The 26219-nt window shown below is 43.6% G+C and carries 22 protein-coding genes and 2 pseudogenes; 22 read left to right on the top strand and 2 right to left on the bottom strand.

Translation table 11 applies throughout. The features are described 5' to 3' along the window. The first annotated feature begins 39 nt into the window (after positions 1-39). The 3 genes from glgX (at position 40) to AC6RV6_RS09435 (ending at position 4526) form a co-directional block, all read left to right on the top strand. Positions 40-2163 (top strand): glycogen debranching protein GlgX, encoded by a 2124-nt coding sequence (glgX, locus tag AC6RV6_RS09445; RefSeq protein WP_500240589.1) that lies wholly within the window; start codon positions 40-42, stop codon positions 2161-2163. 215 nt (positions 2164-2378) lie between these two features. Then, positions 2379-3665, top strand: coding sequence for an MFS transporter (locus tag AC6RV6_RS09440; RefSeq protein ID WP_500240588.1), 1287 nt, complete (start codon positions 2379-2381; stop codon positions 3663-3665). A 159-nt stretch (positions 3666-3824) separates the two neighbouring features. Further along, positions 3825-4526: a Uma2 family endonuclease gene (locus AC6RV6_RS09435; protein WP_500240587.1), complete on the top strand. Its 702-nt coding sequence runs from the start codon at positions 3825-3827 to the stop codon at positions 4524-4526. 23 nt (positions 4527-4549) lie between these two features. On the opposite strand, the gene AC6RV6_RS09430 is transcribed toward AC6RV6_RS09435, so the two are convergent. Beyond that, positions 4550-6673 carry a S8 family serine peptidase gene (locus AC6RV6_RS09430; RefSeq protein ID WP_500240586.1) on the bottom strand — a complete coding sequence of 708 codons (2124 nt, stop codon included), beginning with the start codon at positions 6671-6673 and terminating at the stop codon, positions 4550-4552. A gap of 117 nt (positions 6674-6790) precedes the next feature. Between AC6RV6_RS09430 and AC6RV6_RS09425 the strand changes: the two are divergent. The 5 genes and pseudogenes from AC6RV6_RS09425 to grxD all read left to right on the top strand — a co-directional run. After that, positions 6791-7354, top strand: a pseudogene (locus AC6RV6_RS09425) (hypothetical protein); the annotation flags it as partial. A 15-nt stretch (positions 7355-7369) separates the two neighbouring features. Beyond that, a pseudogene (locus AC6RV6_RS09420) lies at positions 7370-7816 on the top strand (hypothetical protein); the annotation flags it as partial. Continuing rightward, positions 7794-7922: a hypothetical protein gene (locus tag AC6RV6_RS09415; RefSeq protein WP_500240691.1), complete on the top strand. Its 129-nt coding sequence runs from the start codon at positions 7794-7796 to the stop codon at positions 7920-7922. The pseudogene AC6RV6_RS09420 and the gene AC6RV6_RS09415, both read left to right, overlap by 23 nt. A gap of 39 nt (positions 7923-7961) precedes the next feature. Beyond that, positions 7962-8222 carry a BolA family protein gene (locus tag AC6RV6_RS09410; RefSeq protein WP_500240585.1) on the top strand — a complete coding sequence of 87 codons (261 nt, stop codon included), beginning with the start codon at positions 7962-7964 and terminating at the stop codon, positions 8220-8222. Positions 8223-8280: 58 nt separating this feature from the next. Continuing rightward, a complete protein-coding gene (gene grxD, locus AC6RV6_RS09405) occupies positions 8281-8604 on the top strand; it encodes a Grx4 family monothiol glutaredoxin (RefSeq protein ID WP_500240584.1) in 324 nt (107 codons plus the stop codon). 81 nt (positions 8605-8685) lie between these two features. Here the strand turns inward: grxD and AC6RV6_RS09400 are convergent, their stop codons facing one another. Next, positions 8686-8940 carry a DUF6761 family protein gene (locus AC6RV6_RS09400; protein WP_500240583.1) on the bottom strand — a complete coding sequence of 85 codons (255 nt, stop codon included), beginning with the start codon at positions 8938-8940 and terminating at the stop codon, positions 8686-8688. Positions 8941-9209: 269 nt separating this feature from the next. On the opposite strand from AC6RV6_RS09400, the gene AC6RV6_RS09395 reads away from it, so the two are divergent. From AC6RV6_RS09395 to AC6RV6_RS09330, 14 genes are all read left to right on the top strand, one after another. Further along, positions 9210-9974 (top strand): response regulator transcription factor, encoded by a 765-nt coding sequence (locus tag AC6RV6_RS09395; RefSeq protein ID WP_500240582.1) that lies wholly within the window; start codon positions 9210-9212, stop codon positions 9972-9974. 87 nt (positions 9975-10061) lie between these two features. After that, positions 10062-11252, top strand: a complete 1191-nt coding sequence (locus AC6RV6_RS09390) for a homocysteine biosynthesis protein (protein ID WP_500240688.1) — start codon at positions 10062-10064, stop codon at positions 11250-11252. A 139-nt stretch (positions 11253-11391) separates the two neighbouring features. After that, on the top strand, positions 11392-12402 hold the full coding sequence (trpS, locus tag AC6RV6_RS09385) for a tryptophan--tRNA ligase (protein WP_500240581.1): 1011 nt from the start codon (positions 11392-11394) through the stop codon (positions 12400-12402). A gap of 51 nt (positions 12403-12453) precedes the next feature. After that, on the top strand, positions 12454-13395 hold the full coding sequence (locus tag AC6RV6_RS09380; protein ID WP_500240580.1) for a methylenetetrahydrofolate reductase: 942 nt from the start codon (positions 12454-12456) through the stop codon (positions 13393-13395). A 243-nt stretch (positions 13396-13638) separates the two neighbouring features. Further along, complete coding sequence (locus AC6RV6_RS09375; RefSeq protein ID WP_500240579.1) at positions 13639-15105, top strand: sulfotransferase family protein; 1467 nt, start codon at positions 13639-13641, stop codon at positions 15103-15105. After that, positions 15099-15788 carry a sulfotransferase family 2 domain-containing protein gene (locus AC6RV6_RS09370; protein ID WP_500240578.1) on the top strand — a complete coding sequence of 230 codons (690 nt, stop codon included), beginning with the start codon at positions 15099-15101 and terminating at the stop codon, positions 15786-15788. Before AC6RV6_RS09375 ends, AC6RV6_RS09370 begins: the two co-directional genes overlap by 7 nt. Before the next feature lie 183 nt (positions 15789-15971). Further along, entirely contained in the window at positions 15972-17180 is a 1209-nt protein-coding gene (locus AC6RV6_RS09365; RefSeq protein ID WP_500240577.1) for an SDR family oxidoreductase, read from the top strand. An 81-nt stretch (positions 17181-17261) separates the two neighbouring features. Next, on the top strand, positions 17262-19022 hold the full coding sequence (locus AC6RV6_RS09360) for an NAD(P)/FAD-dependent oxidoreductase (protein ID WP_500240576.1): 1761 nt from the start codon (positions 17262-17264) through the stop codon (positions 19020-19022). Between the two features lie 111 nt (positions 19023-19133). Beyond that, complete coding sequence (locus AC6RV6_RS09355) at positions 19134-19721, top strand: chorismate--pyruvate lyase family protein (protein WP_500240575.1); 588 nt, start codon at positions 19134-19136, stop codon at positions 19719-19721. 109 nt (positions 19722-19830) lie between these two features. Further along, positions 19831-21189, top strand: coding sequence for an aminotransferase family protein (locus AC6RV6_RS09350; RefSeq protein ID WP_500240574.1), 1359 nt, complete (start codon positions 19831-19833; stop codon positions 21187-21189). A gap of 29 nt (positions 21190-21218) precedes the next feature. Next, on the top strand, positions 21219-22988 hold the full coding sequence (locus tag AC6RV6_RS09345) for a thiamine pyrophosphate-binding protein (RefSeq protein WP_500240573.1): 1770 nt from the start codon (positions 21219-21221) through the stop codon (positions 22986-22988). Between the two features lie 36 nt (positions 22989-23024). Then, entirely contained in the window at positions 23025-23897 is an 873-nt protein-coding gene (locus AC6RV6_RS09340; RefSeq protein ID WP_500240572.1) for a sulfotransferase domain-containing protein, read from the top strand. Positions 23898-24188: 291 nt separating this feature from the next. Next, positions 24189-24485: a 2Fe-2S iron-sulfur cluster-binding protein gene (locus tag AC6RV6_RS09335; protein ID WP_500240571.1), complete on the top strand. Its 297-nt coding sequence runs from the start codon at positions 24189-24191 to the stop codon at positions 24483-24485. A gap of 128 nt (positions 24486-24613) precedes the next feature. After that, a partial coding sequence (locus AC6RV6_RS09330; RefSeq protein WP_500240570.1) for a PDC sensor domain-containing protein occupies positions 24614-26219 on the top strand: 1606 nt, incomplete at its 3' end.

Here is a 26219-nt window from a genome sequence, read left to right as displayed (position 1 = left end):
AGTCGGAGTTACTGTTCACTATTCACTGTTCACTGAAAAATGGATTTACAAGTTTGGCCCGGCAAATCTTACCCATTAGGGGCAACATGGGATGGACAAGGCACAAATTTTGCCCTCTTTAGCGAAAATGCCACAGCAGTCGATCTCTGTTTGTTTGACGAAGAAGATCGAGAAACCCGCTTGCATCTCACCGAAAAAAATCACTTTATCTGGCACGGTTATGTTCCGGGAATTAAACCCGGACAGCGTTATGGCTACCGCGTCTACGGCAATTTTATGCCCAATGCTGGCGATCGCTTCAATGCCAATAAACTCCTCATCGATCCCTATGGGAAAGCGATCGCTGGGGATGTCGTCAACGCAGAAGCAATTTATGGCTATCCTTGGGAAACATCCGCCGAAGATATGGGCTTTTCGGAATTAAATAATGCGTCCTATATGCCGAAATGTGTCGTGATCGATGAGTCTTTTGATTGGGAAGGAGACGAATTATTACGCATTCCCATGTATAAAACAGTGATCTACGAAATGCACGTGCGAGGGTTTACCAAGCTGCATCCAGATATCCCCGAACAATTGCGCGGAACTTATGCAGGATTAGCACATTCGGCAGCTATTTCGCATCTCAAATCTCTGGGTATCACCGCCGTTGAATTACTCCCTATTCATCAATTTCTCACTCAACCCGGTCATTTAGAAGGCAAAGAATTAAGTAATTATTGGGGATATGATTCGATCAATTATTTTTCTCCTCATTCCGGCTATAGTTCTAGCGGTATTCTTGGGGAACAAGTCCAAGAATTCAAGGAGATGGTCAAAGCACTCCATAAAGCCGGAATTGAGGTAATTTTAGATGTAGTCTATAACCATACTGGAGAAGGCAATCATTTCGGTCCGACGCTTTCTTTTCGAGGGATTGATAATCAATCTTACTATCGCTTAGTTGAAGACCAAGAACGATATTATATGGACTTTACGGGATGCGGGAATTCTTTAAATGTTCGCCATCCTCAAGTGTTAAAACTCATTACCGATAGTTTGCGCTATTGGGTGCAAGAAATGCACGTTGATGGCTTTCGTTTCGATCTCGCTTCAGCCTTAGCGCGAGAACTTTATGAAGTCAGTAATTTGGCAGCATTTTTTAATATTATACATCAAGATCCTATTCTCTCGACCGTGAAATTAATTGCCGAACCTTGGGATGTGGGGGAAGGAGGCTATCAAATTGGGAATTTTCCCTTATTATGGTCGGAATGGAATGGTAAATATCGCGATACCATGCGGGATTTTTGGCGAGGACAAGAGAGTAGTTTATCTGAATTTGCCTTGCGTTTCACCGGGAGTTCTGACTTATACGAAATCAATGGACGCAAACCCAGTGCTAGTATTAATTTTATTACTGCTCATGACGGCTATCCTCTCAATGATTTAGTGAGTTATAACGATCGCCATAATGAAGCCAATGGAGAAGAGAACAAAGACGGCCACAATGATAACCGATCGTGGAACTGTGGTGAAGAAGGAGAAACCGACGATCCGGAAATTTTGGCATTGCGATCGCGTCAACGTCGCAATTTTCTCGTGACATTAATCCTTTCTGAAGGAGTCCCCATGTTATTAGGTGGCGATGAATTTGGGCGCACTCAACAGGGTAATAATAATGCTTATTGCCAAGATAGCGAGATTTCTTGGATTGATTGGAGTTTGGTACAAAAGAATAGTGAATTACTTGAATTTACACGCAAACTTATTGCCTTTCACCATCAAAACCCTGTCTTTCGGCGGCGCAATTGGTTTCAAGGTCGTGAAATTCATGGATCGGGAGTCCGAGATATTGCTTGGTTTGATTTTGATGGTCAAGAAATGACTGAAGAACAATGGCAAAAGGAATTTATTAAAACGATTTCTATTGTTCTCAATGGAGAGGAACTCGATGCCCCAAGCGAAACCGGAAAACGCATTGTTGGTAATAGTTTTTTCCTGTGTTTTAATACCTATCACGAACCGATTAATTTTCTTCTTCCTGAAGATTTGCAAAAATGGACATGGCAAGTCGTTATCGATACAACTGAGGCTCATTTTATCGATGCAGGTCAAATTTATAGTCAAGATGAAAAACTCCCTGTAACAGAGCGATCGATTCTCGTTTTACGCCGTTTATAAAAGAGTAATGGTGGGCAATGCTCACCATTCTCATTCATTAATAAATATTTTTATTTGTGCAAAGATAGGGCCATTTTTTTGAGGTTGAGATTACATTTTTTATTCTTCGCAACTAAATTGTTGTCAAAGGCATATTTTTTCCGTCATCCCCACCTATTGAGAAAAATTGTTATATTGAAAAATATTTTTTGAATTCTCTCTCAATTTTAAAGTCTGTGAAAGTTTTTCGCACTCTCCCAGCATCAACTCGTCGGAATTTTCTCTTTCTTTTTCTAACAGGGTTATGTTTTTGGGTGAGTTTAACGGTGCTTCTACCCACTCTTCCGCTTTATATTGAATCTCTTGGAGGAACTCAACAGCAAGTAGGTCTAGTAATGGGCAGTTTTGCGATTGGATTGTTGCTGCTACGAGGGATTTTAGGTCAATGGGCCGATCGCCGCAGTCGCAAGTTAGTCATCCAAATTGGCGCGATCGCGGTAGCTTCCGCTCCTTTTGCTTACCTCACAATTCCCTATTTACCAGCGCTGGTCGCGATCCGCGCCCTACATGGGATTAGCGTTGCTGGCATGACAACGGGATACAGTACTTTAGTAGTAGAATTATCTCCTTTAGAAAAGCGAGGCGAACTACTCGGGGCGATGATGCTGGTTTTGCCAATGGGAATGAGCTTAGGACCGGTTTTAGGAGGGTATCTTGTCGAATTGGCTGGCTATTCGGTTTTATTTCTCGTTTCGGGAATCTTAGGGATTTTTGCGGTTATTTTTGCCAGTCAAATTCGCGAAGAAACGCGATCGCAAGCCCTTTCTGCTCCCAAACCTAAAAAGCCTTTTGCCGCCTTAAATTCATTTGTGCGATCGCTTCTCGCAAACTTCATTTTCGCACGAGCAGGAGAACTTTTAAGAGGTCGCGCCCTGAGAACTCCTACTCTCATTCTTTTATCAGTAGGTATTATATTCGGAGCCTCAACCACCTTCCTGCCCTCATTTATTCGAGACACTGGAGTCAACTTTAATCCCGGCTTATTTTATCTGGCTTCTGCCCTTGCCGATTTTACCGTCCGAGGAAATGTTGGGCGGGCATCCGATCGCTTTGGACGAGGAATTTTCATTACGGGGAGTTTAGTATTTTATTTGTTGTCGATGACAATCTTAATCAATGCTCATACCATACCCGAGTTGATTATCGCCGGGATGGTTGAAGGAATTGGACGCAGTGGTGTGATTACAACAATGGTTGCTTTAGTTGCCGATCGCTCTTCGGTTGACGGACAAGGGCAAGCATTTGCCCTTTGTATTGGGGGTTTCGATCTCGGTATGGCAATGGGGGGGCCTCTATTTGGTTCTTTTGCGGTATTACTTGGATATCGCGGTATATTTTCAGGAGCGGCGATTGTTGCCTTGGTTGCAATCTTTCTTTTCCTCACTCAATCTAGTAAAAATATTCTTTATTCTTTTCGTTTTGCGACGGGTAGGAGTAAAGATATTTATGCTTTCAAAAGTTAGGTCTGGAATTTCTTCAATCGCGATCGATTGTTAATTTTGCGTAATTTTTCTGGATTTCAGGATGAGCTAGAATTGAAAAGAACGTATTATTGACTGCGATCGCGTATCTTCGAGTTTAGAAAAAATTTCCTCAGTCTGAGAAGGAATAAATAAAAAGCTATGAGTACTCTAACTTCTAATCCAACAAAAATTGCGCTTCCCTTAACAGCAGAGAAAATTGCTTGGAAAATTGCTCAATGGGAGGATTATGAAACTTGTCGCGATACAGAAACTCAGGAACGAGTTAAATTATACTATTGTGAGAATCGTCTTTTAGTAGAAATGGGTTCAGAAGGAATTAATCACTCGAGTATCAGCGATCTTTTGACGATGTTATTTTTTATTTGGTTCACTCAAAAACCAAAACAGAAATTTAGTTCATTCGGTCGCTGTTTATTGGAAAAATCAAGACAAAGTTCGGCGGCTCCCGATATTATTTTATATCTTGGGGAAGATTATCCGGTCTGGCATTCAGGAGAAAGACGTTATATCAATTTAGATCGATGGCGAGTCCCCGATCTCGTCGGAGAGATTTCCGATACAACTTTATCAAGCGATTTAGATGAAAAAAAGCATCTTTACGCATCTTTAGGCATTGCTGAATATTGGGTTATTGATGTAATTGGAAGACGAATTTTTGCTTTCCAATTACAAGAAAATAACCAATACCAAGAATGTCGAATTTCTCAAAGTTTAGTCGGTTTGCCGATCGCACTCCTCGAGCAAACACTTTCTCGTTTACAGTCAGAAGGCAACGGAAGTGCAGCCAATTGGTTTTCCCAACAAATTAATAATCTCGATATTGAGGTGAATGAGTCATGAAACTGCGATCGCAAAATCTCCCCTTAAGTTGTTAATCCCAATTCCCATTCTTCTAAACGTCCGCGATCGCCTACCGCGAAATCAATAATTTTTAACTGCCACGTCCCCGCACAAGGACGATTTTTGAGTTTCTTTAATAAAGGTGTTGTTTGCAAAGTATAAGTTTTCTGTAAAACCGTTTGCGAACCCAATGTACGATTTTGTAATAAAATTTCCTCCCCCGTCGGAGCTAGTAAGCTCACTTCAATATCTCCCAAAAATCCATGATTTACATAAACCTTGACTTTAATATCTTTGATATTACCGGTCTCTCGAATGCGAATTTTACTGGTAACACCTCGGGAATTATTGTCGGAGATCGTCACATTACTCGTGTTTTTTTCGCGCAAGGTACGAGAAACACTTCCCCCCGAACCCGGATCCGAACCTGGATCCGAACCCGAACCCGCATTCGATCGCTTTTTCGCCTCTTGAACTGCCTTATACGCATTCACCTTGCCATAACCGAACCATTGGGAATGCCCATTGCGATCGTAAGTTCCCAACTGCAATCCCAACTGAGGATCGCGATCGCGATCGATAATTTTATCCGCCGTCTGTTGCAAAATTTCCTTCACCTCCCGCGCCATCAAATCCGGATTTGCCGATAGTATCAACCCGGCAACCCCTGCCACCACCGGACAAGCACTAGAAGTGCCGCCAAAATCCCGGGTAAAATTCCCCGGATCGTAGCCAAGATTGCCCAAAATATCCGTCGTAAAAATTCCCAACCCCGGCAAAAACGTCCGCAGAGGGGGCGCAGTTTGAATAAATCCCGTTTGTTGAAACCACATCCCCGGAGGGGCATTATTACTGGGGGCGCAGACGGAAATATGTTTCCCCCAATTGCTATAAGCCGACTTTTTCCCCAAACTGCTACAAGCTGAAACCGCGATAACATCGGGATGTGCGGCAAACCCGCTCAACCATTCCGTCGGACCATTTAATAAATTTCCCTGCCAACCTCGTTCGTACACTGTCCCCTGTACCGGACGATTGGCATTGCCCGCCGCAAAGACAATAACACACCCTTTGCCGCCGCGTCCCTTGGTTGCGGCCCGATTAATTGCCGCTTTTTGCCGCATGGAGAGCGGGAAATATACCGTCGCCGCCCCCCAACTGCAAGACATCACGCCGGCTCCCTTCTGAATAACCCAATTGAAAAGCTGTTCGATGGAATTATCATCTAAATATCCCGTCGTCCGCAGGGGCATTAACGCGCAACCGGGAGCGACTCCGACCACCCCTTGACCGTTTTCCTCTGCCACAGCTACTCCCGCACAAGCAGTACCGTGACTCTCTTGAGAGCTATCAGGTTGCGGCGAAAAATCGCGATTTTTGAAGTCTCGGGCGGCAACAACTTTCCCCTTTCCTTGGAAATCTGGATGGCGCAGATCGATCGCATCGTCGGCTACAGCGACAATGGTCGATCGCGATCCTCGGGTAATATCCCACGCCTTCTCGACATCGATATGAGAATTCCCCGAAAGTTGATTGCCTTGGCGGTGATAGAGATACCACTGCTGGCGATAAAAATCGTCCCTTGGGGTATAAAAAGACTCCTCGCGCACGAGAACATTAACTTCGGCGGCGAGAATGCGATCGCTGGCTGCGAGGCGATTGGCTAATTTAATGGGATTTTCGCGAGACTGGGACGTGAGACGATAAACAAAAGCATCGGGGATGCCGTCGAGGGGCTGGAGTAACTGTAAATTAAAATGAGATGCGATCGCGTCTCGTTCCGACGCTTCTACCGTTTCGACAAACTGTACGGTTAACTCGTTGGTTAAATAAACGAGGGTTTCGGGATTTTTTTCTAATTGGTAGACATGACTAGCAAACGCCACCAAATCCAAGCGCCGTGCCATTGACATGACTCTTTCGAGGGCATCGGCTTCCACGAGAATTTCAATTAACTCGCTTTGAGGGATATCTTGATAGCGCAAGCGTCCCAACTCTGGCGGAATTTCTACGTCTGGAGACACGAGACGCAACGTCAGGCGATCGCCCACCTTTAATAAATTTAATTCTTCCCCGCCCCGTTGCAGAATCAAACCCACCCGATTTTCTAAAACATCGAGTTTGTCTAATGCCTCATTGTCTGCCATGAGTTGCCCCCTCCCTTGAAATCTTGAATAGTTTGAGCGCGATCGATGGTAATATTGCTCAATGTTTGCTTAATATTTGGTTATATTGATTGTGGCTTTTGCCCTCTAAACGATCCTATGCTATTCTCTCATGTCTTCTTTTCTCCCCGTCAGCGCTTAAATTTATTAAGTGTTTGTTTATTATGCCTCGCGCCGATCGCAATTGGGAGCGAACCCGCCCGAGGGCAAATTCCTGTTGAAGAATTTGAAGAATCCCCTTCTTTCATCCCCCAAGACAATCAAACTTTCCCACAAAATGACAGCTTGCTCAGTTTACCCGGTGGTCAACGTCTTTTAGAAGAAGCGAGTTTAGCAGTAGATGCAGGAGATTATGGGCTTGCTTCGCAAAAGTTGCAAGAGGCCAGACAAGTTTTTAACCAATTATCTAACTTTTACCAGCAATTGGCAGGGAGTTTTGCAGGCATTGATGGCAGTATCGCCGAACAACAACGCAAACAGGCTTTAGAAACGGCACAACTCCGCGATCGCGCCACATTCCAACTCGCTTTGGTTCATCGGGCGCAAAACCAACCAGAATTATCGGTTCCTTTATTAGTTCAGATCGTGCGATCGCAAAATCCCACCACAGATTTAGGCAAACGCGCTTATCAACAATTAGCCGAGTTAGGGTTTGAGGAATCTCAAGACACTTCCGAAGATTTTCGCCCTCTCCAACAAGCGGATAGCATTCTCAGCTTATCCGGAGGCAAGCGGTTTCTCGAAGAAGCAGAAGCCGCCGTCGAAGTCCAAAATTACAATCTTGCCGTCCAGAAATTAAAAGAAGCGCGGCAAATCTTCAACCAACTCTCGAATTTTTACCAGCAACTGGCAGGAAGTTTTGCAGGCATTAACAGCCGCACAGCAGAAGCACAACGGGTCAATGCTTTAGAATCCGCGCAGTTACGGGATGATGCTACCTATCAACTGGCTCTGGTTCACCGGGCGCAAAATCAACCGGAATTGTCGGTTCCTTTATTGGTTCAGATCGTGCGATCGCAAAATCCCACAACCAGTTTAGGACAGCGAGCTTACCAACAACTTTTGGACTTGGGCTTTGTGACGGTGCCTTTTCCCAGTCCCAGTGAAAATACCAGCAGCAATTAATCAGTCACCAGTCACCAGTCACCAGTTACCAGTTACCAGTCACCAGTTATCTATCTGTAGATGGATTCACTGGGATGGGTGGCATGACAGGAGAAAGACTCGATAAAATACGATCTATATCAATGTGATTATTGTGGGAGGTTTGATGGTTAGCTTAGCTGAGGTTGAAAAGACGATTCAAGAACATTTACCCGATGCTCGGGTGAAGGTCGAGGATCTGACAGGAGGCGGAGATCACTTGCAAGCAACGGTAATTTCAGCGTTATTTGCCGGGAAAACGCGAGTCAAACAGCATCAACTGGTTTATGGCGCGCTGAAAAGTGCGATCGCATCGGAAGCCATTCACGCTCTGGCCCTCAAAACCTATACCCCTGAAAAATGGGAAGCAACAGGGCAATCTTTGTAGCACGCCCTCAAATCGTTTTTCTGTATTTTGTTCAACCTAAATCCTTAAGGAGTGACTCATGACACCGGAACTTAAAGAACGTATTGACAGTATTGTTAACAAAGACAAAATTGTTGTCTTTATGAAAGGATCTAAACTGATGCCCCAATGTGGTTTTTCTAATAATGTCGTGCAAATTTTCAATACCCTCGGCGCACCTTATAACACCTTTGATGTCCTGATGGATAATGAGGTTCGCCAAGGAATTAAGGAATATTCAGAATGGCCGACAATTCCTCAGGTTTATATTAATGGGGAATTTGTAGGCGGTTCCGATATTGCGATCGAACTGTATCAAAATGGCGAACTTCAACAAATGGTAGAAGTGGCGTTAGCGTCTTAAGAGCATTCTTAAGTTCAGAATGAGCGATCGCATCATGGGTAATGAATAGCTTATTGCCCATGACCCACTTACACGCTCTAATTAATAATAATCCACCTCAACTTCGGGCTGAGGTAGAGCTAATTCAAAATTAGAAGGATCCCGCAAAAAACGGAAGGCTTCTTCTTCTAAACGGTGAATGAGATAGGGTTCGAGGGCATTGGTGTGACGGAGAGCGGCGATATATCCATCCATATACAATTGCAATTCGGTGAAACGGTTTCCTCTTTGCCAAGATTCCACCAAAGCATCAGTTAGTCTTTGATAGTAGCGAATGCACAGTGCGTCGGTTAACATAATCTTAAATTGAATTCGACAAGAGCCACTCAAGGCAGGATCCACGAGAAAGAGGTGGGGATCGCAGGAAAACTATTTTTTAAAACGCGAATTTATTCGATTTATTGTTTATATTCTTTAGTTTATCTCAATCTTTACGTTTCCGCTTCCGCTTTCTGAGGGAATTGTCGCAAGATCGAGCAAATTTGCTAGAGTATCAAGGATAACAACAATTTAATGTTAATTTTGGTAAAGTCACCGACATCATTTGCAAAGGGAATAAAGCTAAGGTGGGTTTGGTTCAAATTCTAATTATTCAAGGGAATCCTCACTTGCGATCGCTATTGGGATGGCATCTACAACAAGCTGGCTACGAGTGTCAGCAGGCCGATACTCTCGATCGCGCTCGGGGAATCCTAGCTCGCCGTCAGCCTCCTCTCGTGATTCTCGATTCGGATTTACCCGACGGGGATGGCATTGAGTTATGTCGTTGGTTATATCAGCAAAAACAGTCTTTGATCTTGGTCTTGTCGGCTCGCACAAATCAAAGCGATATTGTCGCGGGATTGGAAGCCGGAGCTGATGATTATTTAAAGAAACCCTTTGGAATGCAGGAATTTTTGGCGCGAGTGGAGACATTATTGCGACGCTTGCGGGTGACGAGTGCGCCGCTTTATTTAGATTATGGCGATTTGAGAATCGATCTGGTACAGCGTCGCGTGCGCTTGCAAGGAAATTATATCGATTTAACCCCGCAAGAATTTAGCTTGCTTTACGTCCTCGCTCAAGCCGAAGGAGGATCCCTAAGTCGTTCGGAGTTATTAAACCGCGCTTGGCCTGATGCGATCGACAATCCTCGCACCATTGATACTCATGTTTTATCCTTACGAAAAAAGTTAGACATAGAACCGCAACAACCGAGTTTAATTCAAACCGTGCGGAATGTGGGCTATCGTTTCAATCCCGAAGCGATCGCAAGTCACAATAAAAAAGCTAACGAGCAATCTATTCCCTCTGCCGATGCGCTGCAACGATTGGAAGCCGCTTATCAATGAGCAATGAACAATGAACGGCAGAGAGTAAAGTGTAGGGTGAAGATATAAATAGGGAGAATTTGCCAATTCTTCTGAGGAGATGTGAATTTGCAGAGAACGATCGCTGAAATTAATGATAAGATTCTCGCCTCAAAAGTGGTGGTGTGGACGGTCGAAGAACTGAAATGTCGCGTAGCTGAGATGGGAATTGCTCAAGTGGCGAAAACGGTTGATATCATTACAACAGGAACGTTTGAGCCAATGGAATCCGTTGGAGCCATCCTCAATCTCGGTCACACGGATCCCCCGATTAAAATTCGTCAATGTTGGTTGGATGGCGTTCCAGCTTACGCGGGTTTGGGAGCGGTAGATTTGTATTTGGGGGCGACAGCGATGGTGGATTATGGGGAAGGTGAAACGGAACGAATGACAGGCAAACCCGTTCCCATGCGAGGTGGCGGTCATGTTATCGAAGATTTGATTGCCGGGAAATCCGTGCATTTGCGAGGGACGGGACAGGTAACGGATTGCTATCCGCGTGCTTCTTGGGAAAGCACCATTAGTCAAAATACTATCAATCAGTTTTATTTATTTAATCCTCGCAATCTCTATCAAAATTTTATTGTGGGTGTAAATGGCGGCGATCGCATTCTTTACACTTATCTCGGTCCGTTGCATCCTCAGTTTGGCAATGCAGTTTATGCGAACCCGGGAGCGATTTCCCCTCTCTTCAACGATCCGGATTTACAAACCATTGGTATCGGCACGAAGATTTTTTTAGGGGGAGGTGTTGGCTATATTACCGGGGAAGGAACCCAACATTTTCCCTTACAAAAGCGTTTGGAAAATCGCACGCCGATCGGTCCGGCCATTACCTTAGCCGCGATCGGCGATGCCAAGCAAATGAATTCTCGTTGGGTGCGAGGCTGTTATTTCCAAAATTACGGGCCGGCGATCGTGCTAGGAATCGGCATACCCATTCCGGTTTTAAGCGAAGAAATTATTGCTAAATGTGCGGTGCGAGATGAGGAAATTATTGCCCCTGTCGTGGATTTTGCCATTCCTCGACGAGTGCGCCCGACCTTTGGCTCTGTAACCTATGCCCAACTCAAAAGCGGTCGCATTACCCTACAAGGGCAAACCGTCCGCACCGCCCCCCTCGCTAGCATTCGCCGATCTCGTCAAGTGGCCGAGGAACTCAAACAGTGGATTGAAACGGGACAATTTACCTTAACGAAACCCGTTGCTCCGATTCCGAGCGATCGCACTTTCTTATCCCAAGATCCGGCTATTTCTTGAACTGCTCCCAATATGGAGGACGCAACGAGCAAAACCTTTCTCATTGTCTAAAGTCGCGATCTCTGACTTTCCCCCTTCTCCAAAGTCCGGCATAATTGATAAGACGAATACAAATAGTCGGAAGCGAGTCGAAAACAGAATGAGCAAAAAGCGCATCCTTTCTGGGGTTCAACCCACAGGAAATTTACATTTAGGAAATTATTTGGGGGCAATTCGTAATTGGGTAGCAGCGCAGAACGAATATGATAATTATTTTTGTGTGGTCGATCTTCATGCCATTACCGTTCCCCACGACCCGAAAAAACTCGCAAAAGATACGTATACGATCGCGGCGCTTTATCTGGCTTGCGGTATTGATTTAGAATATTCTACTATTTTTGTTCAATCTCACGTTTCTGCTCATGCTGAACTCACTTGGCTTTTAAATTGTGTTACGCCCCTTAATTGGTTGGAGCGGATGATTCAATTTAAAGAAAAAGCTGTTAAACAAGGAGAAAATGTCAGTGTGGGTTTGCTGGATTATCCCGTGTTAATGGCGGCAGATATTCTGCTTTACGATGCCGATCTCGTTCCGGTGGGGGAAGACCAGAAACAACATATCGAATTGACTCGCGATATTGTCATTCGCATGAACGACCAATTTGGCAAGAAGAAAAAACCCGTTCTCAAACAACCTGCCCCCTTAATTCGCAAAGATGGGGCGCGGGTGATGAGTTTAACCGACGGGACGAAAAAGATGTCAAAGTCAGATCCTGCGGAAATGAGTCGTATCGAACTTTTGGATCCTCCCGAAGCGATCGCTCGCAAAATCAAGCGCTGTAAAACCGATCCCCACAAAGGACTCGAATTCGATAATCCCGAGCGCCCGGAATGCCAGAATCTCTTAAGTTTATATATGCTCCTCTCCGGCAAAACCAAGGAAGAGGTCGCCGCAGAATGTCAAGATATGGGTTGGGGGCAGTTTAAACCCCTCTTAACCGAAACTACTATTGAGGCACTCAAACCCATTCAAGAGAAATATGCAGAGATTATGAGCGATCGCGATTATCTCGAAACTATCTTGCGCGAAGGTCGCGAGAAGGCAGAATTGAGCGCCAATGAAGTTCTCGGACGGGTAAAATCTGCTCTCGGCTATTCTCTACCGCTTTAACAGTTATCAGTTATCAGTTACCAGTTATCAGTTAGGGAACAAAGAACAAAAATGCTCTTTCGTCAAGCTGTTGAAAATCAAGAATTTTTAATTACAGCCGAAGTGATGCCCCCGAAAGGAGGAAGTGTTACCCATACTCTCGATATGGCTCGACTCCTCAAAGGACGAGTTCACGCGGTTAATGTCACAGATGGCAGTCGGGCTGTGTTGAGGATGTCTGCACTGGCTGTCTCGGCCATTCTCGTACAAGAGGGAATTGAACCGATTTGCCAATTTGCCTGTCGCGATCGCAATGCGATCGGATTGCAAGCGGATTTGATGGGTGCTCATGCTCTCGGTATTCGCAATATTTTAGCGCTCACTGGCGATCCGGTTAAGGCTGGAGATCACAAAAAATCTAGAAGTGTTTTTGAGTTCGAGTCGGTTCGTTTATTAAAGGTAATTGATAAGTTAAATCGCGGTCTTGACTTCAACGAGAAAAATATGCCGAACGATCGCCTCGATTTATTCGCAGGAGCAGCCGTCGATCCGCAATCTAAAAGCTGGTCGGGTTTACAACGACGTTTCGAGCGTAAATTAGAGGCAGGAGCGCAATTTTTTCAAAGTCAGTTGATTACCGATTTTGAGCGCCTCGATCGATTCATGAAAGAAATCGCGATCGGGACAGATAAGCCCATTCTTGCAGGGATTTTCTTGCTCAAATCAGCAAAAAATGCCAAATTTATCAATCGCAACGTTCCGGGGGTCGATATTCCTCAAGAAATCATCGATCGCCTCGCCGCCGCCGAGGAACCGTTACAAGAAGGGGTAAAAATTGCCGCAGAACAAGTGAAACTCGCTCGCAATTTCTGTCACGGCGTTCACTTAATGGCAGTTAAAAGAGAAGACTTAATCCCCAGAATTCTCGATCTCGCTGAAATCTCACCTGTAAACCAACTCGATATCGGGAGCGGCGAATCCCGAACCGCGTCGAAAATCTCCGGGTTGGACTAATCTCTCGGTAGGTGCTGTTTGTCCGAACCATTCACGATCGCGCTTTCCAAAAGTGACAAAGAGGAATATTGTTGTTCACTGTGCGTCTCATTATGATTGACTCAACTGGCAGATAAACTCATTGCGTTGTCAGAAAACGATCTTTTAACTCTTTGTAAAATTCTGGGGATAAATGCGATCGCACGGCCTTATCATGCCATTGTTTCTAAAATCTAGGGAAAAAAATTATTAACAATGCTTCAGATGGAAGCGAATTTTTTTAAAGTATTAACAAGTCAAGAAATCGCCAAGCTCAGTGGCGAGCTTCTCGCTGATGTTGAAAGAGCCAAGATGCCTCAGAGCGATCGCGCAGAACTCGCGGAGTCTCTCGAAAAATTTAAGCATGACTGGGAAAGAGCCTTTGCTCACTTTGGATCTAGCTATTGTGGGGAGTTAAGTTATCGAGACTTACTGATTGGTTTTCAAGAACAAATAGCAGCGAAGGTTAAAAAATGGTTGCCCGAGACCGGTGAAGGACAAAAAGCAATTGAGGCGATCGCCTCAATGTTGCCCATACTCAAAACACCTAAGTCGAAACCGATAAATTTGCGTCTCTTAGCAAGGCTTAAATTGGGAGTGAAACCCATACTCCACTGGAATGCTCGCTATCGCGTTACAAAGCACTTTCAAACAACTCCTCAGACGGAATCATTACCCGAAAGTTCGCCGCTTTTAGAATTCTTTCGTACTCCTGTAACTCCCCAAGAAGTCTGGCAGAATCTCTTATCAGAACGACAAAGCGTAGAAGAATTCTCTCAGATATTACAAAAAAGCATCGCCCTCAAACAACTCGAGGAAGACTTTTCGCGACCAGAATTCGATCGCCCTATCTTTATCGTCTCTGCACCGAGAGCAGGCAGTACGCTTTTATTTGAGACACTCTCTCAGTTTGCCGACCTCTGGAGTCTCGGTACGGAGAGCCATGATATTCTCGAAGCCATTCCAGCACTTCACCCCACCGCTCGGAATTATAGTTCCAATCGTTTGACAGAGGCTGATGCTTTACCTTATATTGGACTTACTCTAAGGGAAGGTTTTGCTCGACAATTACGCGATCGCTCTAAATCAGCATATCTTAACTTACCCATCGGGCAGCGTCCCGAAACAATTCGCTTTTTAGAGAAAACACCGAGAAACGCCTTGCGAGTTTCTTTTCTCAAAGCAGTTTTTCCCGATGCACTGTTTATCTTTCTCTATCGAGAACCGCGAGCCAATATCAGTAGTATTATAGAAGGGTGGAGATCTCGTCGTTTTATTGCCTATCCGTCCCTCCCGAGTTGGCCGTATCGAGATTGGAGTTTTCTTTTGATCCCCGAATGGTCATCTTTAAAGGAGTCTTCTCTCGCGGAAATTGCAGCCTATCAATGGAAAGCAGCCAATGCTTGCATTATAGAAGACTTACAAAAGATGCCTCCCTCTGCGTGGTGCAGCCTGCGCTATCGTGATTTGACGAGCGATCCCAAAGAAACCATAACAAAAATCAGTCAATTTGCCGGATTGAGTTGGGATGAGAAAATAGAAGGAATTGTTTCTCAATCTTTGCCTATTTCTCGCATGAGCTTCTCTAAACCCTCTCCCGACAAATGGCGAAAAAATGAACGAGAAATTCTTGAAGTTCTACCTATTATTGAACCGATTGTCAGTCTTGTAGAAAGTGAAAATTTATGTTAGTCTCCTATACTCACAAATTTATTTTTTTTCACGTCGCTAAAGTCGCAGGAACGAGCATCAGAGAAGCCCTCAAAGATTATTCTCAAGAACCAGATAAATTTAAAATCGCTCGCCCCCCTAAAATAGTAGGAGATAAACCCAATCCACTTTACGAAATGTGGTTCAATTCGTTTTGGCATGCGAAGGCAAGAGATGCTCAAAAACATCTTTCCCCAGAAGTTTACAATAGTTTTTACAAATTTGCTTTTGTGAGAAATCCTTGGGACTGGCAAGTCTCTATGTATAACTTTATGATTAAAGAAAAGATTTATGAAAACAAGAGACCTTGGGTAACATTTACAGAGTATTTGGACTGGGTCGCGAGAACAGAAAAGCCTTATCCCATGGGAACACCTAAATTACAAAAAGATAATATCACCGATAAAAATGGAAAAATAATTGTTGACTTTATCGGACGCTATGAAAATTTAACACAAAATTTTCAATCTGTCTGCAAACTGCTTAATATTGAAGCAAGTTTGCCTCATGTCAATCGCTCGAGTCAAACTCAACGAGATTATCGGAAATATTACAACGAAACAACTAGAAAGTTGGTTGAAGAACAATTTAAGGAAGATATTAAATTGTTTGGTTATGATTTTAATAATGAGAATAACCCTCTGCAACCTTTGGCAATTTCTTAAGTATTGTAAACTGAAAATAATTTATGATTGAGAATTATTATTTAGGAGGTTGTTGTCTATAAAAGAATAAAATAAAAAAAACATGAATTTTACTTGACAAAATAATCACATGAATTAAGCTAAAGACAATAGCTCCTAGCATTATCAAGAATTCTAGAGCGAACACTCAATAAACTTACTCGGATGAACTTAATCGACTTACCAGCAGAAGCCGTCCTTGACTCGGATCTTAAGTTTGAAAATTCTTTTTGTGAGTGTTGGCTGCAACCCAAATCGATTCTCTTAACAGGAGCAACAGGATTTCTGGGGACTCATCTACTCGACGAACTGCTCCAGAAGACGAAAGCAATAATTTATTGTTTAGTTCGTTGCAGCGATTTTGAAGCCGGAAAAGAACGCATTCAAGCGAGCTTAAATCATTATCTATTGTGGAAAGAAGAATTTCACGCTCGAATTATTCCCATCAAAGGAGATTTATCTAAACCCTTTTTTGATTTATCTCGAGAGCAGTTTGCCGAATTAAGCGATCGCATTGATGTTATTTATCATAATGGTGCATGGGTCAATTCGTTTTATCCTTACGCAACATTGAAACCCACCAATGTTTTAGCGACGCAAGAAATCATTCGCTTAGCCAGCTACCCCAAAACAAAACCCATTCATTTTATTTCCACGATCGGTGTTTTCTTTAGTCCTTATTATTTTACAGATAATTTCATTCAGCAAACCATAAAAGAAACCGATATCCCAAAATCCGAAAATCTCAAAGGAGGTTATAAACAAAGTAAATGGGTAGCCGAACAGTTAATCATTATGGCTCGCGATAGAGGTTTACCTGCTTGTATTTATAGACCGGGAAGAATCTTAGGACACAGTAAAACCGGAATTATCGGTAATCTTAAAGATTTACTTTGTCTAGTTCTCAAAGCCTGTGTCGCGATCGGGAAATTTCCCGATGTAGAAACAACGATTGATATCGTACCAATGGATTATATTAGTCAAGCGATCGTCTATTTATCTCAAAAAAAACAATCCTTCGAACAAATGTTTTTTCATCTCTTAAACCCTCAGCCTGTTTCTTGGAAAAATTTAATTCAGGGAATTCAAAGTTTAGGTTACAATTTAGAAGAAGCCGATTATCAAACATGGGTCGAGGAGCTAAAAAAATATGCAAAAAACAAAAATGATAAAGAATTGTACTCAATTTCTCGATTATTTTTTAACTCGCAAATCAAGTTATTTTCTCAAAAACCGCTCTTTGATACTCGCCAGACTCGAGAAGGATTAATCGATACATCAATTACCTGCCCTCCAGTAGATCGGCAACTCTTATCTACCTACTTGTCGTATTTTCAAGAAAGTGGATATATTCCCGTCTGCGATCGCAATTAACATCGTGTTATTCGCAAGTATTATTTGCAATTGATTCTCCCATTTAGCTACTATCTCAAAAGCTCACCTTCAAACATAAAAATGATGAACGAAAAAACTTACGATGTTGTCATCTGCGGTGCTGGTTTAGCAGGTTTAACCCTAGCCAGACAATTGAAACAAGCAATGCCATATCTATCTGTGCTAACCATTGATAAACTCAACCGTCCGTTACCAGAAGTGGCTTTCAAAGTTGGAGAATCTACCGTAGAGGTAGGTGCTTGTTATCTGGCTAATACGATCGGTCTTAAAGACTATCTTGAAAAACATCATTATCCCAAACTAGGAATTCGCTATTTTTTCGGTGATGGACGCAAAGCACTCCAAAAAAGACCCGAGTTAGGACTATCAAAATTTCATGCACCAGAATCTTATCAAGTGGATCGTGGGAAATTGGAAAACGATCTCAGGCAGTTTAATTTAGAAGATGGCATTGACCTCCTAGAAAACTGTTCGGTTAAAGATATTAACTTAGCTGAAAATGAGCAGAATTTGCATCAAATTGTTTACAGTAAAACAGATACGAAAAAGATAGAAAGTGTTAGGGCTAAATGGGTCATTGATTCAATGGGTCGCCGTCGATTTTTACAAAAAAAACTGGGATTGGCACAGCCGAATAGCGATCGCTATAGTGCTTCTTGGTTTTGGGTCGATGGTCGTTTGGATGTCACGGATTTTGTCTCTCAAACCGAACGAGAATGGCACGATCGCGTCCCCGAAAAGAATCGCTACTTTTCCACAAATCATCTCTGTGGTGATGGCTATTGGATTTGGATCATTCCTCTCTCCACAGATGCGACCAGCATTGGTATTGTCGCTCACGAAGATTTCCATTCTTTTGAGTCTTATCATACCTATGAGAAAGCCACGCAATGGTTAGAAAAACACGAACCTATCTTGGCAGCATGTCTGACCCAAAAAACGCCGAGAAAGTTTATGAAAATGCCTAAATATAGCTACACCTCAGAACGAGTATTTTCATTCGATCGCTGGGCTTGTATCGGCGATGCCGGCACATTTCCCGATCCTTTCTATTCTCCCGGAACTGATTTTATTGGCTTTGCAAACTCCTCGATCGTTAACATGATCGAACTCGATCGCAAAGGAAAACTGACTAAACAGATGGTGAACGCAGCCAACCGATTTTACTTAATTTATCAACAGAGCATCGCTAAAAATATTCAGACCATGTACCACTGTTTGGGGAGTAGTTTAGTGGGAACAATGAAGGTAATTTGGGATACGTTAGCTGCATGGTCATTCAGCGCACCGTTAATGTTTAGTCAAATTTACCTCCACTCCCAAAAACGCAGTAGAATCTATAGCAACTCTGGGCAGTTCTTCCTCTTAACCAATCGGATTCAACATTTCTTTCAAGATTGGTCATCTCAATCTTCAGGTAATATTTCCTTTGAATTTATTGATTATTTAGCACTCCCTTTTATTAAAGAGTTACGAGAACGAAACTTGCAACTCAATCGGACAGAAGAAGAACTCATTCAAAATCATAGTGCTAACATCAAACTCTTTGAAGAATTAGCGCAAGTTGTTTTTATTATCGCTGTTGCTGATGTGATGCCAGAACAATTGCCTCAAATCTTATCTGCGGGATGGCTTAATGCTTGGGCGATCGGTTTAGATGCCAATAAATGGGAGAAAGATGGATTGTTTAAACCCAAATCATCTCCTCGGGATTTACAACACATTCTCAGCCCTCTTCAGAACAGTTTTGGCATAAAAATACTCGAGTTAGAAAAACAATTTTTGGAAGCCAAATCGGAAAAATCAATGGTTCTGAGCTAGGTCAATCAAAACCGAACACCTAGAAATTTCACACGCTCTTGAGTTTATTGGGATAATTCAGAATCGGGAGATTTCTCAGAATGGGCTACAAACAAGTAAGGGAGTAAACAAATGCAAGCAAAAGACCTAGAAATAAAAGCAAACAGCAAACTCATGAGGGCAGACTTAGATGAATCCTTAAAACGAAGTCACATCGAGCCAGCCAGTCTTAGCACCTTTCAAAGAGTTTTGCTCACAACAGATGGGACGGTAACAGAAATGTTAGAAGCCTATTTGTTAGAAAATATGAAGGTTGTTAAATTGGGAGAAGGTTTGGTTTCGACTGTCCAAGAAATTCCCTTGTTAGACTTACCCAGAGGTACGAAAATCATTGAAAGGAAAATTTTGCTGCAAGGAAAAATCAGCCACAAAAATTTTCTCTATGCGGAATCTATTATCGTGCCAGAAAGACTCGATGAAAAATTTCAAGATGGTTTGTTAAAATCTAAAACTCCCATCGGTAAACTGTGGTTGCAATACAAAGTTGAAACCTTTAAAGAAATTGTGGACTCAGGAAAAGAACCTTGTGGGAAACTAGCCGATTACTTTTTAGTAGACAAAGACGATAAGATTTTGTTCAGAACTTATCTCGTTTTTACGAACCGCAAACCCGTGATGATGATTACAGAAAAGTTTCCGGAAACTTACTTCCGCAATTAATAGAAATGTCGGCATGTTTCGCGATTCATTTTTAAATCGCGAAACATCCTTACTCTTTTGCGATCGGTCTAAATAATTCACTTTTCAATTTTTTAAGAGAGATAGTTAAATGGAAAAAGCTGAGTCTCACGTTTTTTATTCAATGGGTTTAAATAAGTCATATCCAACCTTAGAAAGCGGCAAAGGTGTTTATGTCTATGACTCTGAAGGTAAACGTTATTTAGATGGAATTGGAGGAACTCATGTTATTTCCATCGGGCATGGGGTTGAAGAGATAAGTGAGGCAATGGCAGAGCAAGCCAAAAAAATTTGCTTTGCGAACAAAGCTCAATTTACCACCGAAGTTCAAGAACATTTGGCAGACGCGATCGCGGCCATGGCACCGGAAGGAATGAACCGAGTGGCTTTCGCTACAGGAGGTTCAACTGCCAATGAAATTGCCGGTCAACTTGCCCAGTATTACTATAAAGAACGAGGAAAGCCCAAAAAACAAAGGATTATTGGACGTTGGCACAGTTATCACGGACGAACTACAGCGACCCTCGCGATGTCAGGGAGTATGTTTGTCAGAAAAGAACTTGTTTACAATTTTGATTTTCCTCACATTCAAGTACCTCACTGCTATCAATGCCCTTATAACCTGACTTATCCAAGCTGTCAGCTTGCTTGTGCCGAGGATCTCGCGACAACCTTAGAGCAAGAAAATCCTGACACGATCGCCGCGTTTATTGCCGAACCCATTGTGGGAGGAGCAGGGAGTGCGATCGTCCCTCCTCCGGGATATTACGAAAAAATTCGCGAAATCTGCGATTCTTATGACATTCTTTTTATCGCAGAAGAGATTGTTACGGGGTTTGGACGAACGGGGAAAAATTTTGGCATTGAACATTGGAACGCAATTCCCGATATTATCTCGGCAACCAAAGCCTTGAGTAGCGGCTATGCTCCCATTGGTGCAGTAATTTTGCACGATCGCGTTTGGACAACTTTAAAAAATGGCACGCGACAAGTGATTCCCACCTCTTTTACCTATGCAGGACACCCTATCAGTTGCGCCGCGGCCTTAGCGGTGCAGAATTATATTGCCAAACATAATTTAATTGAGCAATGTGCTGCAAGAGGAGAATATCTCAAGCAAAAATTAAAAGAACTTGCCGATCGCGAACCGTTAATTGGCGATGTAAGAGGCAAAGGCTTATTATTGGGGGTTGAATTTGTGCGCGATCGCGCTACCCACGAACCCTTTTCTTTTGACAAACAACTTACAAAAACAATCGTTAAAACAGCTTTGGACAACGGACTCATTATTCGAGGCAGAAACGGTACAGGTACAAGAAAAGATGGAGATCATATCTTGATTTCTCCTCCTTTTATTATCACTGAAAAGGAATGCGACGAACTCGTAGAAATTTTGGCAGCAACGATCGCGCAAGTCAAACAATCCCTCAATTTGATTGGTGTTGAATAATTAAAGATTAAAAATTAGGAAAAACGGCCATGACCGCCCAAATCGTACCACAAACGAAAAACGCTCCCCACCTTCCCGAATCGAACGATCCTCCCAGACAACTGAGCGATCTCGTTGTCGATTATTTAGAACTTTTGGGCGTTGAATATGTCTTTGGCGTACCGGGGGGACATATTGCCCCCCTCTACGAAGCCCTCGAACGAAGCGATCGCCGAGGGGGAATACGGGCAATTCTCTCTCGTCAAGAAAGTGGAGCGGCTTCAATGGCGGATGGCTATGCACGAGAAACCGGGAAAATTGGCGTTTGCTGTGCCACCACCGGGCCGGGGGCAACTAATCTGATTACAGGGATTGCATCCGCCTACAGCGATCATATCCCCATCTTGGCGATCACCGCCCAAACCCTATTGCCCAAATTTGGAGTCGGTGCTTTCCAAGAATCATCTCCAGATTGGCTGGATACCGCCAGAATGTTTGACAACTGTACTCGCTACAACACGGTGGTTACTCATCCCAAACAACTAGAACATAAACTGATTGCGGCGTTGAAACACGCTTGGCAATCTCCTCCGGGTCCCGTACATCTCAGCGTTCCTGTGGATGTGTTTCGCGCCCCGGCTCCTGCCTCGATAAGCTATCCCCATATTCATCAGTTATTAACCAAACCAGCTTTTGCCGACTTAGCAGCGATCGCAGAACTCAGTCAAATGCTGGAAAATACATTGCTTCACCAGCGTAAAATTGTTTTACTCGTTGGCGAAGATTGTCGGGAAGCCCCGGAAAAAATTGTCGCATTTGCTGAATTGATAGGAGCAGAAATTGTCACGACCCAAGGAGGAAAATCCTGCATTAATCCTTATCATCCCTTCTATAAAGGCGTTTTTGGTTTTGCCGGACATCAAAGCGCCCGTCAAGCCCTAACCGATGAATCTGTAGATTTAATTCTTGCCGTGGGGACGACTTTGGGGCAATGGGCAACCTCGACTTGGGATAAGGCACTTTTAAATGAGAAACTGGTGCATATTCATCACGTCAATAGTTATTTTAGCCGCTCCCCGATGGCACGCTTGCACGTCTATGGCAATATCGAGATGGTGTTTACAGAATTGCTAACCCAGTTGAAAAGTTCTCCGGCGATCGGGACATCTTTCCCCACCGAAGAGGTATTATCAGTAGCGAGTACTCGGGAAAAACCACCGCAAATCGAAGTTCAAAAACCAGAAAGCTATTACAGTGACGCGACACCCATTCAACCCACCCGGTTGATATACGAAATCATGCAGCGTTTTCCTGAAGAAACTCGCTTTCTCATCGATACGGGGAATTGCATGGTTTGGGCGTTTCATTATCTCTTTCTACCCTATCCCGAAAATTATCGCTCCTCGGTAGAACTGGCGGCGATGGGTTGGGCGATCGGAGGGTCGGTAGGGACGGCTTTAGGTACGCCTAAAACTCCGGTGGTTTGCATAACAGGAGATGGCAGTTTTTTGATGAATGGACAGGAAATTACGGTGGCGGTGGCAGAACAATTGCCGATTATTTTTATAATTTTAAACGATCGCTCCTATGGCATGGTCAAACAAAGACATCGCCAAGTCGTAAAAGATGGTTTGGGATTTGCCATTCCTTCTGTAGATTTTAGCTTGATGGCACAGGCAATGGGGGCAAAAGGTTACAGTATTCGCAAACCCGAAGATTTTGAGCAGTTGGATTATGAAGCAATTTGCAACGATTCGGGTCCAACGGTGTTGGACGTGCATATCGATCCCGAAGAATTATCCCCTTTGGGAATGTTTTAAAATCTTTGTTCTTCCTATTTTATGTTAGAGATCGCGATGAAAGTGAAAGAGAGAATTTTTATCAATTCCTTACCCAAAAGCGGCACCCATCTTTTAGCCAAAGCGATCGAGATTTTTGGCTATGAAGAGCATTTTAGCGATCGCCCCAATCTTGAAGATGACTCAGAATCAATGACCCCAATTCTGTTAAATCGGCGCGAGGTTTTCAAGGCTTTAAACAAAGAAAATCTTGCCCCCAATACAGATGAAGGAATTAGTATCGGCGCTTTAACTAACTTGTTTGTCGAACCTTCCATTTTAAAGCGATGGCTCGATGCCATTCAACCGGGAAAATATATTCTCGGACATATTCCTCAAACTCCTCTTTTGCATCCCTTATTGGATGCGATCGCTTATCATCACGTCTTTATTATCCGCGATCCCCGAGCTGTTGTTGCTTCTTCGATTCCGTTCTTTTTAGATACTGGAAAAATGCCCGCCAGACATTTTTTAGAAGAGGATATCAAGCCCTTATCACCAAGCGATCGCGTTAATTTTGTGTTAAATGGAGGCTATGCCCAAAACGCAGATGTCACCATTAAAAGTTTTGCGGAAGTTTATCGCTCGATGTTGGCATGGCGCGATCGCCCCGGTTGTTTATTCTTGCACTTTGAAGATTTAGTGGGAGAAGCAGGGGGAGGAAGTAATGAAAAACAAATGCAAGCGATCGAACGCATTGCTTTACATTTGAAGGAATCCTTTGATGATAAGATCGCCGCCAAAGTTAAAGAGATTTATAATCCCAATTCCCGAACTTTTAGAAAAGGACAGATCGACAGTTGGAAAACTTCCTTAGATGCTAAACTCGTTCAACGTCTTATTGAATATTGTCAGCCTCTTTGTCTTGAGGCTGGATATCTTAATTTTTAGGATAGTAATAGAGCGGTAAGGTATTTCGCTCTTAAAATAGGTGTTAACCCAGTGATGTTTCTCACCTAAGAAGCGCACACCAAAATAGCCAAGTTAATGTTCTGAAGTTATCCGGAAGTCTCTTGGAGAGCAACCGCTATACCGTAAGGCTATAGAGGCGAGAGGATGTCATCTTGGCTACAATTTCTAATGGCGGCAGGTCACAGAGTCCAACCTCAATTCTTGATTCCCGATTTACATTTCTTTGCATTTCTTCATAGAATAGAAAAAGAATTGTCGTAAAGAGGGCAGATGGCCAATATTACCTTTGTCAATGAAAAAACGGAAGCGATCGCGGCGGATGGTGCAAACCTGCGGGAAAAAGCACTGGCAAGCGGGATCGATCTCTATACGCTAAAGGGAAAATTGATGAATTGCGGGGGATACGGTCAATGTGGAACTTGTATCGTCGAAATTGTGGAGGGAATGGAAAATCTGTCTGAACGGACAGAGGTGGAAAACCGCAAGCTCCGACGAAAACCTCCCAGTTATCGTTTAGCCTGTCAGACTTTGGTGAATGGTCCGGTCAGCATCAAAACCAAACCTTAAGAATTAACAGTGGGGAGTGAGTCGTTAACTTCCCCCTGGCTCAATAACCAATAACTGACAACCAATAATTAAACCGATCGAGCAAAATGAGATAATACCCTCAATGGCAGCGCTAATTTTTCTCCGCCATGAAAAATCTTCCTTTGCGTTTGGTGTTAATTATTCCTTTTGTTTTGCCAACAAGTGTTGCCGTCGGGTTAACCGGTTGGCTCTCCCTTCGTAATGGGCAAAAAGCCGTCAATGAAGTGGCCGGACACCTCCGACAGGAAATCACCCAGCGCATTGAAGAGCGTTTGCTCTCTTACTTGTCCGTACCGCGATCGGCCAATGCGTTAAATGCTCGAGGGATTTCCTTTGGCGGTATCGAGTCCATCCGCGATCGCTCCTTAGAACGCCAAATGTGGAATCAACTGCAAGTTTTTCCCGCCTTAACAGCTAGTTATTTTGGCAGTGTCGAAGGAGATTATCTTTCTACCAAACGCCAAGGCAAAGACAATTTTTCCTTGGGCATTCGCGATCCCCAGCAAGATGAAATAACCCGCCGCTATAATCTTGACAAGAACGGCGATCGCGCCCAACTCGATCGCCTTTTTCCCAATTTCGATCCCCGTCAGCGACCGTGGTACGATACCGCCGTCCGAGCCGGAAGGAGCGCTTGGAGTCCCATTTACCCAGACTATACCTCAGAAGATTTAGCGATTACGGCAGTCCATCCCCTCTACGATAGCCAAGGGCGCTTGCAAGGAGTTTTGGGGAGCGATATTCTCTTCACCGGCTTTCGCGAATTTCTCCAGAAAATGGAAGTCGGGAAATCGGGGAGTGTTTTTGTTCTCGAACGAACGGGAGAATTAATTGCCACATCACAAGAAACCTCCCTGTTCCTCGTCGAAGAAGAACGCTCTCACCGTATTCGAGCTAATCGCGCTCCTGACGATCTCATTCGTTTAACTACCCGTCACTTGCAAGAGCGATTGGGAAGTTTACAAAACTTACAAAACGCGCAGCAGTTTAACTTTTCCTTAAACGGTCGCGGTCAATTTGTCCAAGTAACTCCCCTACAAGATGATGCAGGTTTAGACTTACTCATTGTCGTCGTCATCCCCGAAAGCGATTTTATGGGGCAAATTCAAGTGAATACCCGCCAAACTATCGCTTGGTGTATTTTGGCCTTAGTCCTCTCCTCTGGGGCGGTTATTGTAACTGCTCGCTGGATTTCTCGCCCGATCCTGAAACTCGCCGCAGCCAGCCGGCAATTTACCCAGCTTTCAGACTTGGAGATATTAGCCCTCAACGATCGCAATATTTCTGCTACTGCCATTACCTCCCTAAACGCCTCAAATATTCGAGAATTGAGGATTTTAGGACGCTCTTTCGAGCAAATGTTACGGAAATTGCAGGGAGTTCTCAAAACCCTCTCGGTAACGAATGCCCAGCAAGAAAAAATCGTGCGGCAGCGAACGGTAGAATTAGAAGAAAATCATCGAAAATTACAAGAACGAGATGAGATTTTAGTAATGTTGGCTAAAACACAATCTCTCTATCGGGGAGATTTGCACGCCGCTTTTGCTGCCATTAGCCAAAAAACGGCTCAAACCCTTGAAGTGGAACGAGTCAGTATTTGGCTGCTCGATGAAAAAGAAGGAGTGATGCGCTGTGAAGAAATTTTTCAAGGAACACTTGCCAGTCACCAGTCACCAGTCACCAGTCACCAGTCACCAGTCACCAGTCACCAGT

The organism is Spirulina sp. LEGE 11439, assembly GCF_059821285.1.
The sequence above is the reverse complement of the archived record's forward strand: the minus strand, read 5'-3'. Positions and strand labels throughout refer to the sequence as shown.

Excerpts from the sequence above, each read along its gene's own strand:
- grxD (WP_500240584.1), top strand. The coding sequence starts at position 8,281 with ATGACACCGGAACTTAAAGAACGTATTGACAGTATTGTTAACAAAGAC.
- AC6RV6_RS09350 (WP_500240574.1), top strand. The coding sequence starts at position 19,831 with ATGGAAAAAGCTGAGTCTCACGTTTTTTATTCAATGGGTTTAAATAAG.
- AC6RV6_RS09410 (WP_500240585.1), top strand. The coding sequence starts at position 7,962 with ATGGTTAGCTTAGCTGAGGTTGAAAAGACGATTCAAGAACATTTACCC.
- AC6RV6_RS09400 (WP_500240583.1), bottom strand. The coding sequence starts at position 8,940 with ATGTTAACCGACGCACTGTGCATTCGCTACTATCAAAGACTAACTGAT.
- AC6RV6_RS09335 (WP_500240571.1), top strand. The coding sequence starts at position 24,189 with ATGGCCAATATTACCTTTGTCAATGAAAAAACGGAAGCGATCGCGGCG.
- AC6RV6_RS09345 (WP_500240573.1), top strand. The coding sequence starts at position 21,219 with ATGACCGCCCAAATCGTACCACAAACGAAAAACGCTCCCCACCTTCCC.
- AC6RV6_RS09365 (WP_500240577.1), top strand. The coding sequence starts at position 15,972 with ATGAACTTAATCGACTTACCAGCAGAAGCCGTCCTTGACTCGGATCTT.
- AC6RV6_RS09355 (WP_500240575.1), top strand. The coding sequence starts at position 19,134 with ATGCAAGCAAAAGACCTAGAAATAAAAGCAAACAGCAAACTCATGAGG.
- AC6RV6_RS09430 (WP_500240586.1), bottom strand. The coding sequence starts at position 6,673 with ATGGCAGACAATGAGGCATTAGACAAACTCGATGTTTTAGAAAATCGG.
- AC6RV6_RS09340 (WP_500240572.1), top strand. The coding sequence starts at position 23,025 with ATGAAAGTGAAAGAGAGAATTTTTATCAATTCCTTACCCAAAAGCGGC.
- trpS (WP_500240581.1), top strand. The coding sequence starts at position 11,392 with ATGAGCAAAAAGCGCATCCTTTCTGGGGTTCAACCCACAGGAAATTTA.
- AC6RV6_RS09360 (WP_500240576.1), top strand. The coding sequence starts at position 17,262 with ATGATGAACGAAAAAACTTACGATGTTGTCATCTGCGGTGCTGGTTTA.
- AC6RV6_RS09375 (WP_500240579.1), top strand. The coding sequence starts at position 13,639 with ATGGAAGCGAATTTTTTTAAAGTATTAACAAGTCAAGAAATCGCCAAG.
- AC6RV6_RS09435 (WP_500240587.1), top strand. The coding sequence starts at position 3,825 with ATGAGTACTCTAACTTCTAATCCAACAAAAATTGCGCTTCCCTTAACA.
- AC6RV6_RS09370 (WP_500240578.1), top strand. The coding sequence starts at position 15,099 with ATGTTAGTCTCCTATACTCACAAATTTATTTTTTTTCACGTCGCTAAA.
- AC6RV6_RS09380 (WP_500240580.1), top strand. The coding sequence starts at position 12,454 with ATGCTCTTTCGTCAAGCTGTTGAAAATCAAGAATTTTTAATTACAGCC.
- glgX (WP_500240589.1), top strand. The coding sequence starts at position 40 with ATGGATTTACAAGTTTGGCCCGGCAAATCTTACCCATTAGGGGCAACA.